This window comes from Flavobacterium notoginsengisoli, assembly GCF_014207905.1.
GTDB lineage: Bacteria > Bacteroidota > Bacteroidia > Flavobacteriales > Flavobacteriaceae > Flavobacterium > Flavobacterium notoginsengisoli_A.
Map to the genome: position 1 here is coordinate 279,052 of NZ_JACHLB010000004.1, position 15,419 is coordinate 294,470.

The 15,419-nt window shown below is 35.5% G+C and carries 12 protein-coding genes; 8 read left to right on the forward strand and 4 right to left on the reverse strand.

Translation table 11 applies throughout. The features are described from left to right. Positions 1 to 323 precede the first annotated feature (323 nt). Positions 324 to 758, forward strand: a complete 435-nt coding sequence (locus HNP35_RS14040) for a DoxX family membrane protein (protein WP_184163147.1) — start codon at positions 324 to 326, stop codon at positions 756 to 758. A gap of 68 nt (positions 759 to 826) precedes the next feature. Here the strand turns inward: HNP35_RS14040 and HNP35_RS14045 are convergent, their stop codons facing one another. Together HNP35_RS14045 and HNP35_RS14050 are read right to left on the reverse strand one after the other, a co-directional pair. Next, positions 827 to 1,345: a hypothetical protein gene (locus HNP35_RS14045; RefSeq protein ID WP_184163150.1), complete on the reverse strand. Its 519-nt coding sequence runs from the start codon at positions 1,343 to 1,345 to the stop codon at positions 827 to 829. Between the two features lie 100 nt (positions 1,346 to 1,445). After that, a complete protein-coding gene (locus tag HNP35_RS14050; protein WP_184163153.1) occupies positions 1,446 to 2,309 on the reverse strand; it encodes an AraC family transcriptional regulator in 864 nt (287 codons plus the stop codon). 236 nt (positions 2,310 to 2,545) lie between these two features. Here HNP35_RS14050 and HNP35_RS14055 point away from each other — a divergent pair, with 236 nt between their 5' ends. From HNP35_RS14055 to HNP35_RS14065, 3 genes are all read left to right on the forward strand, one after another. After that, positions 2,546 to 3,382: a sulfite exporter TauE/SafE family protein gene (locus HNP35_RS14055; protein ID WP_184163156.1), complete on the forward strand. Its 837-nt coding sequence runs from the start codon at positions 2,546 to 2,548 to the stop codon at positions 3,380 to 3,382. After that, positions 3,369 to 3,776, forward strand: coding sequence for a DUF1634 domain-containing protein (locus tag HNP35_RS14060; protein ID WP_184163159.1), 408 nt, complete (start codon positions 3,369 to 3,371; stop codon positions 3,774 to 3,776). The genes HNP35_RS14055 and HNP35_RS14060 overlap by 14 nt, the downstream gene beginning before the upstream one ends. A gap of 90 nt (positions 3,777 to 3,866) precedes the next feature. Beyond that, positions 3,867 to 4,889 carry an LLM class flavin-dependent oxidoreductase gene (locus tag HNP35_RS14065; protein WP_184163162.1) on the forward strand — a complete coding sequence of 341 codons (1,023 nt, stop codon included), beginning with the start codon at positions 3,867 to 3,869 and terminating at the stop codon, positions 4,887 to 4,889. Between the two features lie 213 nt (positions 4,890 to 5,102). Here the strand turns inward: HNP35_RS14065 and HNP35_RS14070 are convergent, their stop codons facing one another. Beyond that, a complete protein-coding gene (locus HNP35_RS14070; protein ID WP_184163165.1) occupies positions 5,103 to 7,550 on the reverse strand; it encodes a TonB-dependent receptor in 2,448 nt (815 codons plus the stop codon). A gap of 242 nt (positions 7,551 to 7,792) precedes the next feature. On the opposite strand from HNP35_RS14070, the gene HNP35_RS14075 reads away from it, so the two are divergent. Further along, positions 7,793 to 9,070: an acetyl-CoA C-acetyltransferase gene (locus HNP35_RS14075; protein WP_184163168.1), complete on the forward strand. Its 1,278-nt coding sequence runs from the start codon at positions 7,793 to 7,795 to the stop codon at positions 9,068 to 9,070. Between the two features lie 65 nt (positions 9,071 to 9,135). Here the strand turns inward: HNP35_RS14075 and HNP35_RS14080 are convergent, their stop codons facing one another. After that, positions 9,136 to 9,747 carry an FMN-dependent NADH-azoreductase gene (locus tag HNP35_RS14080; RefSeq protein WP_184163172.1) on the reverse strand — a complete coding sequence of 204 codons (612 nt, stop codon included), beginning with the start codon at positions 9,745 to 9,747 and terminating at the stop codon, positions 9,136 to 9,138. Between the two features lie 107 nt (positions 9,748 to 9,854). Here HNP35_RS14080 and HNP35_RS14085 point away from each other — a divergent pair, with 107 nt between their 5' ends. The 3 genes from HNP35_RS14085 to HNP35_RS14095 all read left to right on the forward strand — a co-directional run bounded on the left by HNP35_RS14085 (position 9,855) and on the right by HNP35_RS14095 (position 15,335). Then, on the forward strand, positions 9,855 to 10,226 hold the full coding sequence (locus tag HNP35_RS14085) for a winged helix-turn-helix transcriptional regulator (protein WP_184163175.1): 372 nt from the start codon (positions 9,855 to 9,857) through the stop codon (positions 10,224 to 10,226). Between the two features lie 192 nt (positions 10,227 to 10,418). Next, positions 10,419 to 13,334 carry a PQQ-dependent sugar dehydrogenase gene (locus HNP35_RS14090; protein ID WP_184163178.1) on the forward strand — a complete coding sequence of 972 codons (2,916 nt, stop codon included), beginning with the start codon at positions 10,419 to 10,421 and terminating at the stop codon, positions 13,332 to 13,334. A 90-nt stretch (positions 13,335 to 13,424) separates the two neighbouring features. Beyond that, positions 13,425 to 15,335, forward strand: a complete 1,911-nt coding sequence (locus HNP35_RS14095) for a fumarate reductase/succinate dehydrogenase flavoprotein subunit (RefSeq protein WP_184163184.1) — start codon at positions 13,425 to 13,427, stop codon at positions 15,333 to 15,335. Positions 15,336 to 15,419 lie beyond the last annotated feature (84 nt).

A 15,419-nucleotide genomic window follows, 5' to 3' on the forward strand; every position in this document is an offset into this window, starting at 1 on the left:
GAATAAACGGTTACAATATAAAGCTCCAGAGGAGCGACATATATTAAAAAAATATGTCGCTCCTCTGGAGCTTTTGCCATTTTTTATATTGAAATTCTATAAATATTTTGCCTCGCTGGAGCTTTAATAATAAAATAATTTTCATTCTCAAACATTCATTTAAAAATAGGGATAGATTATCTTCTATCCCTATTAATGTATTTTGTCGAGCATTTTAAACAATTTGCCGATGATTCTGTCGTTATTAAAAATTACCAAACAGTTTTTCTTTACTTTTAAAGGAAATTTTTTAAGAGACATTGAAATAAAAATTAATAATTAGAATGAAAAACATAACCATACTAGAAGCAGGTTTAATTTTAAGAATAGTTTTAGCAATCACAATGCTTTCAGCGGTCGCTGATCGATTCGGAATTTGGGGCGCACCAGGCTCTAATGGCGTCGCTTGGGGAAATTGGGAGAACTTTGTAATCTATACCAATACCTTAAATCCTTATGCAAATAAAGCCACAGCAGAAATTTTGGGTGCAGCAGCAACTTTCTTTGAAGTTTTATTGAGTCTTTTATTATTATTTGGATTTAAAACCAGAATCGCAGCTCTAGGAACTACCGTTTTACTTTTCTTCTTTGGATTTGCAATGGCTGTTTCGGTTTCTGTAAAAGCACCTTTAGATTATTCAGTATGGACAAGCGCCGCAGCGGCATTACTACTGGCTAATATCGGCAAGTCATCTTTTGCGGTTGACAATAGAATATAGCTTTGTGTTGTATTCAACTTTGTCAAAGTTCAAAACTTTGACAAAGTTTATAGTCAATCAAAAATCATTCAGCTAAAAGCTAAATCATTTAAGTTTTTTCGAAAATAAATTCTTTTTGAAAATTGATCTTCAATGCTTTCTTCATAATCAAATTCTTCATAATCTAATGATAATAGCATTTTGATTAAAATTGCATCGCAAGAAAAAGCACTTACCCAAATTAAATCGTGTTTTCGTTGGCGAGCAATTTCTTCTGCACGTTTAATAAGCACTGTTAAATCTTCTTCATCAAAATAAATAATTTCGCTTAGATTTATTGCTTTTGATGCGCCAAGATTTTCATTTAATATTCGTGAAGAATTTAATTTCAAATAAGATTGCGGTACTTCTCCATCATACGCCATTAGAATCTCAATCGAAAAATCATTTTGAATTCTAAATAATTCTTTTTGAGAGAGATGTATTTCAACATATTTTTCTCCTTCTACTTTTTGTTCGAATAAACGGCTATAAAACTGAATGGCTTTTTCTTCCATCCAAGACACATTATCGTTAATTATGACAACAAATTTTGCAATTTTACTCATTTCTTTTTCTTTATAATAAGAGAGCAAAGTTGCGTTGATTTTTAGCTTGAAAAAAGGGCTAAAGGACTTCAAATTTGTGCAAAAGGTCGGAAAGCTAATTTTATTCGTTTTGTTTTTTTCGATATTCTAAGGGTGAAATTCCTTCATAATTTTTAAAAAATCGTCCAAAAACAGATTGGTCAGAAAAATGCAGCAAATCACTAATCTGATTAATTGACATCTTTTTATTCTGCAATAAAACTTTAGATTCCAAAATTACCATTTCGTTAATCCAGTCGCTTGCCGTTTTGCCACTGTGTTTTTTAATGATTTCAGACAAATATTTTCGGCTTACATTCAATTCATCGGCGTAATGCTGTACCGTTCTAAAATTCAAGAAATCTTTAAAAAGAAGTTCTTTAAATTTCTCATATAAAGTGTTTTGCACTTCTGTAGAGCCTTTTTCTATCTGAATAGCATCGATCTCATAAATCAAAATATATAGATAACTCCTTAAAATAGAAGCCTGATGTTTAGAATTTCCCTCTGATGCTTCTTTAATCAGATTAAAAATACGCTTAAATCTATTTTCATCTGTTTCTGTAAGTTGAGACAAATGACTTTGGCTATTTTCAAAGAAATCATATTGCGAAAGGAAAAATACGTTTGCTTGATTTTCAAGAAAAAAATGCGGTTTAAAGAATATAATATCGATTAAAATTTCATCATTATTTTTAGAAAAACTTCTAATGACAGATGGTCCCAAAGTAATAATAGCTGGCGCATGAACTACTTTCTTCTCGAGTCCGATCTGCACGATTATACTGCCTTTTCTTAGAAACTCAATGGCAAAACTTTCTGCGCGATAAGGCTCGCTAACGTAAGGATGCTCACTAGTCTGAATATAGAAATATTCTTTCTGATCTGCATGAGAAAACAAACTCTTATGATGCGTTAAGGAATAAGTTAGGATTTTATTCTTCAAGACTGCTCTTTTTGATAATCATTGTATTTTTCAAATATACCGCTTTATTTAGTTTTCAGTTGCAGTCGCAGTTTTCAGTATTTACGTTAAGAAAATCGAGCTTTGTCAAAGCTTCTCGACTCTAACGCTAACTGAGACTGAATACTGAGACTGAATACTAAAACATTTTTAAGGTATATTTAAGTTCTTGAACAAATTTGTATTCGTAAATTAGCAGATACAAAAACATATCTTAAATGACAATACTTACTTTTACGCTGATTATGATTCTAGGCGCTTTTTTAGCTGGCTTTATCGGTTCATTATCAGGCTTGGGAGGTGGAATTATTATCATTCCGCTTCTTACTATTATTCTCGGTGTCGACATTCATTATGCTATTGGAGCCGCTTTGGTTTCTGTTATTGCAACCTCTTCAGGTTCTGCTGCAGCTTATGTAAAAGAAGGAATTACCAACATGAGAATGGGAATTTTTCTTGAAATTGCCACTACTATCGGAGCTGTTTGCGGTGCTTTACTTTCTACCGTTGCCCCTACTTCTTTTATAGCCGTTTTATTCGGTTTAACGTTAATTTTCTCAGCAATCAATTCACTTCGAAAAAAAGAAGAGCATATTGTTTTAGAATCTAGTCCGTTGGCTAAAAAACTAAAACTGGAAGGAACTTACCCTACTCACGACGGCGAAGTTGTAAAGTACGGAACAAAAAATGTACTGGGAGGTTTCAGTATGATGGGAGTTGCAGGAATGATGTCTGGTCTTCTGGGAATTGGTTCTGGCGCTTTTAAAGTAATTGCAATGGACAATATTATGAGAGTTCCTTTTAAAGTTTCTACAACGACTAGTAATTTTATGATGGGCGTTACAGCAATGGCGAGTTCGGTAATTTATATTCAAAAAGGATATATCGAACCAGGAATCTGTATGCCTGTTGTAATTGGAGTTCTTTTTGGAGCAATGGCTGGTGCCAAAATTTTAGTGCGAACAAATCCCAAGAAATTGAGAATCTTTTTTGCCTGCCTTATTTTTGTTTTGGCTGTAAACATGATTTATAACGGATTAAATGGAAAAATCTAATATGGTACAAGAAGAAAAATTTGGAGAAAAAGATTTTCAAACCATCATCGGAAATTTACTTCGTTATGGTGTTTGGATTTCATTATCAGTAGCTTTTATTGGCGGAATCGTTTATTTATTAAACCACGGAACTCAAATTGAAGATTATTCTGTTTTTAAAGAAAATGACCGAAATATATTTGAAGTAATCGCTGCTGTTTACAATGGAGCAATTACAGGAGATGGCGCATCTTTAATCTTTACAGGGATTATTTTACTGTTTTTAACTCCAGTATTACGCGTTTTACTCTCGCTTTTTTCATTTTTATTGGAAAAAGATTATTTGTATGTCGGAATTACACTGATTGTAATTGCCATTATTATTATCAGTATTTCATTCGGTTTCTCACATTAATATCGCTGTAGGCTATAAGCTGTAGGCTTTAGGCTTCCTAAAGTGCTTAAAACTTAAAGCTTATAGCCTACAGCTTAAAGCTTAAAAAAAATGGAAATAGGAATAGACAGTTTTGCTTCGGCAATGTATGGAGACAACAACACTTTGAGCAGTGTTGATGCCATGGAACAGCTTTTGCAAAGAATAGAATTTGCAGATCAGGTTGGTCTTGATGTTTTCGGAATTGGAGAACATCATAAAAAAGAATTTCTGGATTCTGCTACAGCCGTTATTTTGAGTGCGGCGGCCGCTAGAACAAAAAATATTCGTTTGACAAGTGCCGTAACAGTATTGAGTGCAGCTGACCCAGTTCGTGTTTATCAAAGTTTTGCTACTTTGGATTTAATTTCGAAAGGAAGAACCGAAATCGTAGTTGGACGTGGTTCTGCCATTGAAGCTTATCCACTTTTTGGATATGATTTGAGAGATTATGATGCTCTCTTTAAAGAAAAGTTGGAATTGCTGTTGCAGATTCGAGATAATGAATTTGTGACTTGGCAAGGAAAATTTCGTCCTGTTTTAAATGATCTTCCTGTTTATCCGAGAGCTTTACAAGAAAAAATGCCAATTTGGCTTGGCGTTGGCGGAACACCAGAATCTTTTATAAGAGCTGGTTCGCTTGGTCTTCCCTTAATGGTTGCGGTTATTGGCGGACAAACGCATCGTTTTAAACCACTTGTAGATTTATACCGTGAAGCAGGAAAAGCGGCAGGATATAAACCTGAAGAACTAAAAATCGGACTGCATTCGCCAGGCTACATTGGCACAACAACAGAAAAAGCAATCGAAGAATATTATCCTGGTTACGCTGAATTGTGGACCAAATTAGGATATGAAAGAGGCTGGCCTCCAGTAACAAAAGGTAAATTTGATGGCTTAATTGATGATTTAGGCGTTTTAATTGTTGGAAGTCCAGAAAGAGCAGCAGAAAAAATCCTTCGCCACAGCGAAGCGCTTGGAGGTGTCGACCGATTTACTTTTCAAATGGATAATGCTGGATTAACTCATAAACAATTAATGAGTGCCATTGAATTAATTGGAACGAAATTAATCCCGTTGATTAAAAAGGGGTAATATTTTAATCAAAATTTTAAATAGCGTCCAGCTTTAGTTGGATGAAATATAGATAAAATCAAAAAAGGCTTTAGCCAAACTAGTGAAGTTTGGCTAAAGCCTTTTTTATAACCTTAATTTATTACCTCCAGTTAAAACTGGAGGCAATTTAAAAATCTCTGAACTCTTTGAATCTTTGAATCTTTGTTACTTTGAACCTTTGTCCCTAAAATTTTACAATTTATAAGTAACACCAACTCTAAAGTTTCTTGGTGCTTCAGTCTGCCAGTAGTAAGCATTTAACCAGCTGTAGTATGAACCGCTATATAGATATTTATCTAAGATATTGAATACGTTTGCGGTAACTTTAAATTTACCAGTTTCATATGATAAACCTCCGTCTAATTTAAAGTAAGAAGGCAATCTTTCTAATCCTGCGCTCCAAGTATCAGTTTGACGTCCATCATAGAATGTTCCTCCAATAGAAGCGCCTAATCCTTTTAATTTACCATTTTGAAGTGTGTAATTTAACCATGCGTTTGCTGTATGTTTAGCATAACCCGGTACAATATCACCCTTTTTAATTCCAGTTGCTGCTGAAACTGCGGGATCAACTTCGTTTACAATAGATTCAGTAAAAGCATAGTTTGCAATTAAGTTTAGACCTTCAAAGATTTTTCCTCTAACGTCAAATTCAACACCTTGTGCTCTTTTTTCTCCCAATACAACACTAAATTGCTGTCCCGGAGTATTTGCAGGATCGCTTGTAAGTTCGTTTTTCTTTAAGATACTGTATGCAGATAAAGTTGTACTCCATGAACCGTCAAACCAATCTCTTTTAATACCAAATTCAAGATTGTTTCCTGTAAGCGGTTTCACTTTATCTCCATTTCTAATAACACCAGATTGCGGAATAAAAGCTTGATCGTATAATCCGTATACAGAAGTATTTTCATCAATAGAAACACTTAACCCAATACGAGGTGTAATATGGCTATCTTCTATTGGAGCTCCACCCCAGCTTGCTTGACTAATCCAAGTATATCTTCCTGCAAGTGTTAATCTTACTTTATTTTGAAAAAATCCTATTTCGTCTTGAACATATCCTGCTGCATACTCTGTACTCATTAAACCTCCGGCTGCAGCTGCTCTTACAGAAAGTGGCGTTGTATGATCAAATTGTGGGAAACCATTTGATGGAGTTCCATAATTAGGATTATATACGTTAAAAGGATTTGCTGCCGTATCTAAATCATGAGATTGTCCCCAATCTGCCATATAATCTTTGCTTCCTAAATCTACACCTGCTAATATTTTGTGGGAAACACTTCCAGAATTGAATTTTCCGTTTACAAATACTTGACCTAAATACATATTACTTTCTGCATCCCAAATACCCACATTTCTAATGATTTCTCCGTAAGCAAGATTTCCTTCAGGAACACCATCAAAATCTCTATCAACTGGACCTGGACCAACAACACCTGGCCAAGAACTATATCCTTGCTGAATATATTTGAAATATGAAGTTTGTGCACTAAGTTTCCAGTTTTCGTCAAACTTATGTTCGAACATTAAATATCCACTATGATCCTGAATATTAGTATCTGGAAGTCCTGGCTGCGTCATCGTGAATCCAACTGGCAAAGTTGCATAACCACCAGCCGCTGGTCCAAAAACATAGTAAGAACCTACCTCAGTCATATTTGCATACTGAAAATTATATTCCGCAGTAATTTTTGTTTTATCATCAATTTGATATGAAATTACCGGAGCAATTACATAACGGTTATTGCGTTCGAAAGCACGGTGAGAACCTTTATTTTGAGCAGATCCATTGAATCTGTATAATAATTTTCCTTTTTTATCTAATTTACCATCAAAGTCAATACTTGCTCTATAAAAATCGTAGCTTCCAGCTGTTGCAGTAAATTCAGCTTTTGTAACTCCTGTTGGTTTTTTAGTCACAACATTATATAAACCACTTGGATCACCACTAGAAAGCATAAATCCAGCCGGGCCTTTTACGAATTCGATATGATCAACAAAACTCATATCTTCTGTTAAAGGTCCCCAGAAAGAAGAAACTACATTAAATCCGTTTCTAAAAGCCTGAATTTGAGAACCTCTCATTGTGATATTTGTATACAAATCTCCCCAGTGCTCTAAACGTACAGCACCACTTACGTTACGAATAACCCCGTCACTCATACTTGTAATCTGCTGATCTTTTAAGGTTTGACCACTTACAATCTGTACGTTTTGAGGAATTTCTAAAACTGGAGTCTGAAGACGTAATGATAATGAAGGCTTGTCTTGCTTATATTTGTTCTTTTTAATTACAACTTCTTCAAGATCTTCCTGACTTTCTGAAAGCACAAAGTTTTTAACTGAAGCTTGTTTTGCACTTACCACAATATTATCTTCAACTGGCTGAATACCTACTCCTCTTAAAAGAATAGTATATGATCCCGGTTTAACATTTTTAATTTCGTAATGTCCTGAAACACTAGTAACATCTGAATATTTAGTTCCTTTTAAAGTTACAGAAACATCTCCTGCAGGTTTATTTCCAGTTAAGGAAACTTTTCCATTTATAGATCCAAGCTGCTGTCCAATCATACTTATTGAACTCAAAAACAACACGAAAAAATAAACTTTTGCATCAAAAATTATTTTCATTTTGGTTGGGTTTTAAATTTTATGCGACAAAAGTAAATCCAAAACTTAACTTTTCCAAATTATTTTTATTCGTTCTAAATAAATATCACGTTTTAAAATGAATTAGTATAGAATTCCCGTTCTAAAAACCTTTTGTGAAGTATTATCCTAAAAATTAATCTACATTAAGTTTTAAACTAAATAGTATGTTTATCTTTATAATGCAAAAATCAAATACAATTTTCAACTAATAGTCTCCTTTTATGAAATCAAATACAACAAGAAAAGTTGCCATCGTTGGCTACAACAGAATTCCTTTTGCAAGAGCAAATACAGCCTACTCTAATGTTGGTAACAAAGAAATGATGATTGCCGCTCTTGATGGTTTAATTGACAAATACAATTTGAAAGGAAAATTATTAGGTGAAGTTGCCGGTGGTGCTGTTATCAAACATACTTACGACAATAATTTGATTAGAGAATGCGTCATGAAAACGAGTCTTGACCCTGCTACACCTGCATGCGACTTACAGCAGGCATGCGATACCGGAATTGAAAGTGCTATCTATATTGCTAATAAAATCGCTCTAGGACAAATAGATTCTGGAATTGCGGGAGGTGTAGATTCTATTAGTGATATGCCGATTGCAGTTAGCGAAAAACTTAGAAAAATTCTTTTAGAAGCCAGACAAGCAAAATCATTGTGCAGTAAAATAAAAACTTTTTTAAAACTTCGCCCAAGTGATTTAAGTCCGTTAGTACCAAGAAACGAAGAATCTCAGACAGGTCTTTCAATGGGCGGACATACCGAAATTACAGCAAAACATTATAAAATCTCAAGAGAAGAACAAGATGAATTCGCATTAAAAAGTCATTTGAATATGGCAAAAGCTTACGACGAAGGCTTTTTTGATGATATGATTACTCCCTTTAACGGATTAGAAAAAGACAATAATCTAAGAAGAGATTCTACAATTGAAAAATTAGCCAAACTAAAACCCGCTTTTGATAAAGTTAATGGAACTTTGACAGCAGGAAACTCTACTCCGCTTACAGATGGAGCATCTTGTATTCTTTTAGCCAGTGAAGAATGGGCAAAAGAACAAGGACTTCCAATTTTAGCTTATATTACTTTTGCTGAAATTGCTGCCATTGAATATGTTAAAAATCAGCAGAATCTATTATTAGCGCCTGTTTTTGCAGCTTCTAGAATGCTGGAAAAAGCAGAGCTAAATTTACAAGATTTTGATTTTTATGAAATTCACGAAGCTTTTGCAGCTCAAACTTTAGCAACTTTAAAGATTTGGGAAAGTCCAGAATTAAGCGAATCTATTGGTTTAAAGAAAACTTTAGGTGCTATTGATAGAGAAAAACTCAACGTAAAAGGAAGTAGCTTAGCAGCAGCACATCCTTTTGCCGCAACCGGAGGAAGAATTATTGGTGTAATGGCAAAACTGCTAAATGAAAAAGGTTCAGGAAGAGGTTTAGTTTCTATTTGTGCGGCCGGCGGACAAGGAGTAACTATGATAATTGAGAAGTAATATTTTGCTTTAAAGAAATCTTTGTCAAAGTTTTAAACTTTGACAAAGATCTAATTATTCCAATCTTAAAAAGCAAATTCTTCAACAGAAGACAACGCTTTCGGCAATGCATTTGCTGCAAAATCAGGAATTGCTGTTCCTTCTACACGAAAAGTTGTTACGTCTGTCATTCCTAAAAATCCAAATACAGCTCTCAAATAAGATTCTGAGAAATCATAGCTTTTATAAGGTCCTTCAGAAAATATAGCTCCAGAAGCGATAGAAAGATATACTTTTTTATTGGTAACCAAACCTTTCGGGCTTCCGTCTGCATAGCTAAAAGTTTTTCCTGCTCTCGCTATCTGATCAATCCATCCTTTCAAAACTGCTGGAATGCCAAAATTGTACAAAGGCACACCAATTACAATTATATCTGATTCTAATAAAGTTTGAATAGCATCGTCTGAATATTTTAGAACTTCTGTTTGCTCCGGTGTGTGTGCTTCTGCTGGAGTATAAACGGCACTGATATGTGAGTTAGTCAAATAAGGTAATGGCGTTTTCGTAAGGTCAAGTATTTTTATCTCAGTACCTGGTTTACTTTCTGATAATTTTTCGATAATCGCACTCGACAACTGATTGCTAAAAGAATGTTCTCCGTTGGTACTTGTTATTATTTTTAGAATTTTCTGGCTCATAATTTATATTATTTGTTTTACGATACAAACTTATATACATTTGCTATACATTTTATAGTACTATCCTCAAGGATAGCGCTATACTTGAGGATAGTAACAGTTTATACATGAAAACAAAAAGTGAATTAACAAAAGAAATGGACTGTCAGCCAGAAGAATGCCTCGCTGCATTGTTACCGGTAAGAGATGCTCTCGAAGTTTTAAGCGGCAGATGGAAACTACCCATTTTGATTGCTTTATCGAACAGACCAAAACGATTTAAAGAAATTTCTAAAGACATAAACGGCATCACAGATAAAATGCTTTCCAAAGAACTTAAAGATCTTGAGGTAAACAAATTAGTTATTAGAACTGTTTATGATACATTCCCTCCAACCGTTGAATATTCAAGAACAGAACACAGCCACACTTTATATAAAGTCATCAGTGCATTAAATGAATGGGGAACTTTACATCGCAAGGAAATTATAGGAAAATAGTGCTTTTAAGCCTGTTTTTACTAAACAGCTAAAACACTACAAAAACTTTACAGAATAATTCTAACTGTCAAGTATTCCTGATTTCGATTCTGCTACTATTTTTCTCTATAGAAAACATAACATTTGAATCTCAATTAATTATACAGAAAAGGACTAAATTTGATTACCCAAGTCAAAAAAATCTGAATAATTATGAGAAAAAATCTACTACTTAAAGCCAAAAGGCAATTCAGGCATTTATTATCTATAGCTGTTTTATTTGTTTGTACACTCGCCCATTCGCAATATATTACCCAAAATCTTGCTCCGACAGCAGTAATACGAGAAGGTCTCGCGCTTGAACAATCTTCTGACGGGAGAATTTTTATAGCAGAAAGAGGCGGAATAGTAAAAGTATTTCAAAACAATGCTGTTTCTACCGTTTTTACAGTGACGACCGTAACAGACAATGAACAAGGCTTACTTGGACTGACTTTACATCCTAACTTTGCTACAAACGGTTATGTTTATGTCTTTTATTCCATAAATGATGCAAACGTAATTCGTCATAGAATTGAACGAGTTAAGATTGACACTAACAATCAGGTTGTCAGTAGACAAGAAATTTTGCTTTTAGAACCAATTGGCGGCGGATTTCATAATGGCGGCGACTTAAAATTCTTTAATGGATACCTTTATGTTACTGTTGGAGATAGTCAGCAGAATACCAATTCTCAGGATTTAGATACTTATAAAGGAAAAATTCTTCGTTTAACAGAAGATGGACAACCTGCACCAGGAAATCCATACTACGGAAGCGGTTCTGTACAAAGACAGAGCATCTGGGTATATGGTTTTAGAAATCCATGGAGATTAGTTGCCAATGAAACTGCCAACAAACTATTTGTTTTGGATGTTGGAACTTCATGGGAAGAAGTCAACGAAATCAGTAATCCAACCATTCGTAATTATGCGTGGGGACATCCACAGGGAGGTGACGGAAAACAAACTGAAACCAATTTATTTACCAATCCGATATTTACTTACGCAACCGGAAGTATTGGAAATGCTTTGACAAACGGTCTGCTTTACAACCCGACAATATCTCGTTATCCAAATCTTCAGGGAAAATTTATTATAAAAGATTTTGTTCGAACAGAAATCAGATCATTTGACCCAAATATTGCAGATCCTGTTTCGACAGTATTTTTTAACGCTCCGCAGCAGCAAGCGTTGGGAATGATGCTAGGAAACGATGGCTATATCTATTATTGTGCTTACGGAAATAACGGTTCCTTAATCAAATTGGATTATATCGAAACTGCTGCGCCAACAATAGTAAATCATCCGCTTTCACAATCTATAATGGAAACAAAACCGGTAACTTTTACGGTTTCTGCAAGCGGAACTGGTTTAACTTATCAATGGCAGTTTAATAATGTAAATATCAATGGAGCAACTGGCGTAAGCTATACCATTCCAAACGTAACAGCAGCAAATGCAGGAAATTATAGAGTTTTGGTGACCAATACAGCGGGAAATGTAACGAGTAATCAGGCTGTTTTAACAGTAACGCCATTTAGCAATGCTCCAACAGTTTCTATCATTTCTCCATTACCAACATTAAAATGGAATGCCGATGATGTGGTTTATTTTGAAGCCACAGCAAACGATGTTGAAGACGGAGTACTTCCTGCAAGTGCTTTTTCGTGGAGCATGGATCTTTTTCACGAAGACATTCCGGGAGCAGGACATTCGCATCCAGGAGCAAGTCCGCAGGGCGTAAAATCTGGAAATTTCACAGCTTCCAATCAGGGTGAAAAAACACCAAATGTCTGGTATCGTTTTACCGTAAAAGTAACAGACAGCAATGGATTGACAGCAACAAGCTTTGTTGATATTAAACCTAATTTAGTTGATGTAACGACAACAAGTTCGCCAGTACCTCTGAATTTAGAATTCAATCAAAAGCCAGTTACAGCGCCTTCTACTAAACAAGTTGTAGCCAATGCTGCTTTACAAACGCTAAATGCACCAACTCCTCAGTACGTAGGCAACACTCGCTACGATTTTGACCATTGGAGTCAAGGTGGAGCAGCGAATCAAACTTTTAAAGCTCCAGCTACAGGAACTATAACTTATACAGCTTTTTACACTCCAACTGTACTTCAAAATGCACCTTATCAAGGAATAATTGCTCAAATACCAGGCGTAATCGAAGCTGAAAACTATGATATTGGTCCAGAAGCAATTTTCGATATAAACGCCGGAGGGGACACTGCATACAGACCCGGAGACCGTGTTGGAACTGAAGCCTGCAACGAGGGCGGATTTAATTTAGCATATGTTGTAAAAGATGAATGGCTGAAATATACTGCGAAAGTAAATACGACAGGAAATTATACTATAAACTTAAGAATTGCTACGCCGTACAATACAAGAAAACTGCATTTAAAAGTAGATAGTGTAAATGCTACTGGAACTGTCAATATACCTAATACTGGAGGTTTTCAGAACTGGCAGACGGTTGCAATTCCAAACATTCCGCTAACACAAGGTACGCATGTGATTACTTTATACTTTGAAGAAAATGACATCAATATCAATAAAATGGAGTTTGTACTTTCTGGAAGCACCACTGCTCCTATTGCCGATTTTGAATTCAGTCCGCAAATGGGATGTTTAAATACTGCTGTAAATTTCGCATCGGTTTCTGTTGGCACTGTCGATTCTTATTCTTGGAATTTTGGCGCTGGTGCACAACCTCAAACTGCAACCGGAATTGGTCCGCATGCTGTTATTTTTTCGACTGAAGGAACAAGAAATGTTTCTTTAACCGTAGCAAACTCAAATGGAAACAATACCAAAACGGTTGCTTTTATGGTAGAAAACTGCAATTTAGGCGTCGAAAACCCAAATGCCGAATCTAACAAAATTATCGTTTATCCTAATCCTTCAAAAGGAATATTTCATTTGTCAAAGGAACTGGAATGGACTATTTATTCTGTCACAGGAAGTAAAATTAAAGAAGGTGCAGGAAATGTTATTTCAATCTCAGAATATCCTTCCGGAGTTTATTTTATAAAATCAAAAGGAATAAATAAATCCATGATAATCAGCAAACAATAATTTCATTTATAAGATTTTTATAGTATATTAGAGTCCCTAAAGTATAGTTGCTTTTAAAGTTTTGTATCAATTCATTTTAAAACCATAAAAATGATGAAATCAAAAATACCCGAAGGACCTCTTTCCGAAAAATGGAGTACTTACAAAGCGAAAGCTAAACTGGTAAATCCGGCAAATCGAAAAAAGCTTAATATTATAGTCGTTGGTACAGGACTTGCAGGTGCTTCATGCGCTGCATCCCTCGCTGAACAAGGCTATAATATTAAGTCTTTTTGTTTTCAGGACTCTCCTAGACGAGCACATTCTGTCGCTGCGCAAGGCGGTGTAAATGCCGCAAAAAACTACAAAAATGATGGTGACAGCACGTTCCGAATGTTTTATGATACCATTAAAGGCGGTGATTTCAGATCGCGTGAAGCCAATGTATATCGTTTAGCCGAATGTTCAGCTCATCTTATCGATCATGCCGTTGCGCAAGGCGTTCCTTTTGCAAGAGAATACGCTGGTTATTTAAACAATAGATCATTTGGAGGCGTTCAGGTTTCCCGAACTTTTTATGCAAGAGGACAAACAGGGCAACAGTTATTATTGGGAGCCTATCAAGCTCTGGAAAGACAAGCTGCTTTAGGAAAAGTGACGCTTTATACTCGTCATGAAATGCTCGAATTAGTTGTTATTGATGGCAAAGCCAAAGGTATAATTGCACGAAATCTCGAAACAGGAAAATTAGAACGTCACACAGCCGATGCCGTTGTACTGGCTTCTGGCGGTTACGGAAAAGTATATTATTTATCCACTCTGGCAATGGGCTGTAACAGTTCTGCCGTTTGGAGAGCACACAAAAAAGGCGCTTATATGGCTGGTGTAAGCTGGATTCAGTTTCACCCTACTTCACTCCCGCAGCATGGTGAAAATCAGTCCAAGTTGACTTTAATGTCGGAATCACTTCGAAATGACGGACGTATCTGGGTTCCTAAAAGAGCAGATGATGACAGAAATGCCAATTCGATTCCCGAAGAAGAACGAGATTATTACTTGGAACGTCGTTATCCATCATTTGGAAATCTGGCTCCAAGAGATATTTCATCTCGTGCAGCCAAAGAAAGAATCGATGCCGGACATGGTGTTGGACCAATGAAAAATGCTATTTATTTAGATTTTTCTGATGCTATAAAAGCGCAGGGAAAAGATAAAATTGAAGCTAAATACAGTAATCTTTTTTCCATGTATGAAAAGATTACAGGAATTAACGCCTATCAAGAACCCATGCTTATTTCGCCTTCTGCACATTTTACAATGGGCGGACTTTGGGTCGATTATGAATTAATGACGACAATTCCAGGCTTATTTGCTTTGGGCGAAGCCAATTTTGCCGATCACGGCGCCAATCGTCTTGGTGCAAATTCACTGCTTCAAGCTTGTGTTGACGGCTATTTTATTGCGCCCTATACCATTCCAAATTACTTAGCAGGCGAATTAAATGCTACAAAATTCGATATAGATCATCCTGCTTTTGAAGAAGCTGAAAATGCTGTTCGAAGACAATTGGATCGTTTTTTACATACCAACGGAACACTTTCTGCGGATTATTTTCATAAAAAAATCGGTCGTCTTCTGTACGAAAAATGCGGACTTTCCAGAAGCAGAAAAAATCTTGAAGAAGCTATTATTGAAATCAGAGAATTGAAAGCTTCGTTTGAAAAAGATTTGAGAATTACAGGAGATAATACTTTAAACAGTGAACTAGAAAAAGCAGGCCGAATTGCCGACTACATAGAACTAGCCGAATTAATGTGTTATGATGCCTTACAACGCGAAGAATCCTGCGGAGCACATTTCAGAGAAGAATATCAAACTCCAGACGGAGAAGCGGTGAGAAATGATGAAGATTTCTGCTATGTCTCGGCTTGGGAATGGAAAGGACAAAACAATGTACCTGAACTTCACAAAGAACCTTTAGTCTTCGAAGCCGTAGAACTTGCCGTAAGAAGCTATAAATAATATAAATAATATAAATGGTAAAATGTGAAATGTGAGTAGTAAAACGTGATTAAAAACTATCAACCATTAACAACTCACATTTCA

What these genes read in the sequence shown, in the direction of transcription:
- HNP35_RS14040 (WP_184163147.1), top strand. Translation starts at nt 324, where the DNA reads ATGAAAAACATAACCATACTAGAAGCAGGTTTAATTTTAAGAATAGTT.
- HNP35_RS14045 (WP_184163150.1), bottom strand. Translation starts at nt 1,345, where the DNA reads ATGAGTAAAATTGCAAAATTTGTTGTCATAATTAACGATAATGTGTCT.
- HNP35_RS14055 (WP_184163156.1), top strand. Translation starts at nt 2,546, where the DNA reads ATGACAATACTTACTTTTACGCTGATTATGATTCTAGGCGCTTTTTTA.
- HNP35_RS14060 (WP_184163159.1), top strand. Translation starts at nt 3,369, where the DNA reads ATGGAAAAATCTAATATGGTACAAGAAGAAAAATTTGGAGAAAAAGAT.
- HNP35_RS14065 (WP_184163162.1), top strand. Translation starts at nt 3,867, where the DNA reads ATGGAAATAGGAATAGACAGTTTTGCTTCGGCAATGTATGGAGACAAC.
- HNP35_RS14070 (WP_184163165.1), bottom strand. Translation starts at nt 7,550, where the DNA reads ATGAAAATAATTTTTGATGCAAAAGTTTATTTTTTCGTGTTGTTTTTG.
- HNP35_RS14075 (WP_184163168.1), top strand. Translation starts at nt 7,793, where the DNA reads ATGAAATCAAATACAACAAGAAAAGTTGCCATCGTTGGCTACAACAGA.
- HNP35_RS14080 (WP_184163172.1), bottom strand. Translation starts at nt 9,747, where the DNA reads ATGAGCCAGAAAATTCTAAAAATAATAACAAGTACCAACGGAGAACAT.
- HNP35_RS14085 (WP_184163175.1), top strand. Translation starts at nt 9,855, where the DNA reads ATGAAAACAAAAAGTGAATTAACAAAAGAAATGGACTGTCAGCCAGAA.
- HNP35_RS14090 (WP_184163178.1), top strand. Translation starts at nt 10,419, where the DNA reads ATGAGAAAAAATCTACTACTTAAAGCCAAAAGGCAATTCAGGCATTTA.
- HNP35_RS14095 (WP_184163184.1), top strand. Translation starts at nt 13,425, where the DNA reads ATGATGAAATCAAAAATACCCGAAGGACCTCTTTCCGAAAAATGGAGT.